Below are 2,120 nucleotides of genomic sequence, written 5' to 3' on the forward strand. Positions count from 1 at the left end.
CCCATGCTGGGGAGGATCGTTTTGCATCACACGCGGAGTCATGCTTAAGGGCGGCGAACTTCAGCTTCGGGACGCGCCATGAACATCCACGAATATCAGGCCAAGGAGCTGCTCGCCAAATATGGCGTGCCTGTCCCCGCCGGTCACGCCGCGATGACCGCCGACGAAGCCGTCGCGGCGGCGAAGCAGCTCCCCGGCCCGCTGTGGGTGGTCAAGGCGCAGATCCACGCCGGCGGCCGCGGCAAGGGCAAGTTCAAGGAATTGGGCCCCGATGCCAAGGGCGGGGTCCGCCTCGCCCGATCGATCGAGGAAGTTCGCGCCCACGCCGAGGAGATGCTCGGCAAGACGCTCGTCACCATACAGACCGGCGAACATGGCAAGCAGGGTCAGCGGCTCTACCTCACCGACGGCGTCGACATTGCGAAGGAATATTACCTCGCGCTGCTGGTCGACCGCGATTCGGGCCGGGTGGCGATGGTCGTGTCGACCGAAGGCGGGATGGACATCGAGGCCGTCGCCCACGACACACCCGAGAAGATCCACACCGTCACCATCGACACCGCGACCGGCTTCATGCCCCACCATGGCCGCGCCGTCGCGGCCGCGCTCGGCCTGACCGGCGACCTCGCCAAGCAGGCGGCGAGCACCGCGTCGAAGCTCTACGATGCCTTCCTCGGCACCGACGCCGAGCAGATCGAGATCAACCCGCTGGCGGTGACCGACGACGGCAAGCTGCTCGTCCTCGACGCCAAGGTCGCGTTCGACGGCAACGCCATGTTCCGCCACAAGGACCTCGCCGCGCTGCGTGACCTGTCCGAAGAGGATCCGGCCGAGATCGAGGCGTCGAAATATGACCTCGCCTACATCAAGCTCGACGGCGACATCGGGTGCATGGTCAACGGCGCCGGTCTCGCGATGGCGACGATGGACATCATCAAGCTCAACGGCGCCTTTCCCGCGAACTTCCTCGATGTCGGCGGCGGCGCCACGACCGAGAAGGTGACGGCGGCGTTCAAGATCATTTTGAGCGACCCGGCGGTGAAGGGCATCCTCGTAAACATCTTCGGCGGCATCATGAAGTGCGACATTATCGCCGACGGCATTGTTGCGGCGGCGAAGGAGGTCAACCTCTCGGTGCCGCTGGTCGTTCGGCTGGAAGGCACCAATGTCCAGCAGGGCAAGGACATCCTCGCCCATTCGGGCCTGCCCATTGTCGCCGCCAACGATTTGGGCGACGCGGCGCGCAAGATCGTGGCGGAAGTGAAGAAGGCGGCCTGACTGTCAACAGTGATTGAGAGGATCGAACGGATGAAAGTGCTGGTCGCGGTTAAGCGGGTGATCGATTACAACGTCAAGCCGCGCGTCAAGATGGACGGGAGCGGGGTCGACCTCGCCAACGTCAAGATGTCGATGAATCCGTTTGACGAAATCGCGGTCGAGGAAGCGTTGCGCCTCCGCGAGAAGGGCGTCGCGACCGAGGTCGTCGCCGTCTCGATCGGGCCGGTCAAGGCGCAAGAAACGCTGCGCACCGCGCTGGCGATGGGTGCCGACCGCGCGATCCTCGTTCAATGCGATGACGACGTCGAGCCGCTTGCCGTCGCCAAGATCCTCAAGGCGATTGCGCTCGAGGAGCAGCCTGGCCTGTTCATCCTCGGCAAGCAGGCGATCGACGACGACAGCAACCAGGTCGGGCAAATGCTCGCTGCGCTGCTCGACTGGCCGCAGGGCACCTTCGCCAGCGCGGTCAATGTCGACGGCGACCATGTCAGCGTCACGCGCGAAGTCGACGGCGGGCTGGAGACGGTCAAGCTCGCCACCCCAGCGATCGTGACGACCGATCTGCGCCTCAACGAACCGCGCTACGCCAGCCTGCCCAATATCATGAAAGCGAAATCGAAACCGATGGCGCAGAAGATCGCCGCCGATTACGGCGTCGACATCGCACCGCGGCTCGAAACGCTTAAAGTGATCGAACCGGCCAAGCGCGTGGCCGGGATCAAGGTGGCGTCGGTCGATGAACTGGTCGCCAAACTCAAGGCTTTGGGAGTGATCGCATGAAGACGCTGGTTCTGGTCGAACATGATGGTGCCGTGGTCAAGGATCCGACTCTGGTCGCGGTC

At 64.2% G+C, this 2,120-nt stretch carries 2 protein-coding genes; both read left to right on the forward strand.

The window, feature by feature from the left end:
- The first annotated feature begins 78 nt into the window (after window positions 1-78).
- On the forward strand, window positions 79-1,278 hold the full coding sequence (gene sucC / locus RMN84_RS03290; protein ID WP_309610781.1) for an ADP-forming succinate--CoA ligase subunit beta: 1,200 nt from the start codon (window positions 79-81) through the stop codon (window positions 1,276-1,278).
- 30 nt (window positions 1,279-1,308) lie between these two features.
- Complete coding sequence (locus RMN84_RS03295) at window positions 1,309-2,058, forward strand: electron transfer flavoprotein subunit beta/FixA family protein (protein WP_309610782.1); 750 nt, start codon at window positions 1,309-1,311, stop codon at window positions 2,056-2,058.
- Window positions 2,059-2,120 lie beyond the last annotated feature (62 nt).

The sequence above is a fragment of the Sphingomonas sp. genome, assembly GCF_031380695.1.
GTDB lineage: Bacteria > Pseudomonadota > Alphaproteobacteria > Sphingomonadales > Sphingomonadaceae > Sphingomicrobium.

Bases quoted from the DNA above. Each gene is read 5' to 3' on its own strand.
- sucC (WP_309610781.1), top strand. From the start codon at position 79: ATGAACATCCACGAATATCAGGCCAAGGAGCTGCTCGCCAAATATGGC.
- RMN84_RS03295 (WP_309610782.1), top strand. From the start codon at position 1,309: ATGAAAGTGCTGGTCGCGGTTAAGCGGGTGATCGATTACAACGTCAAG.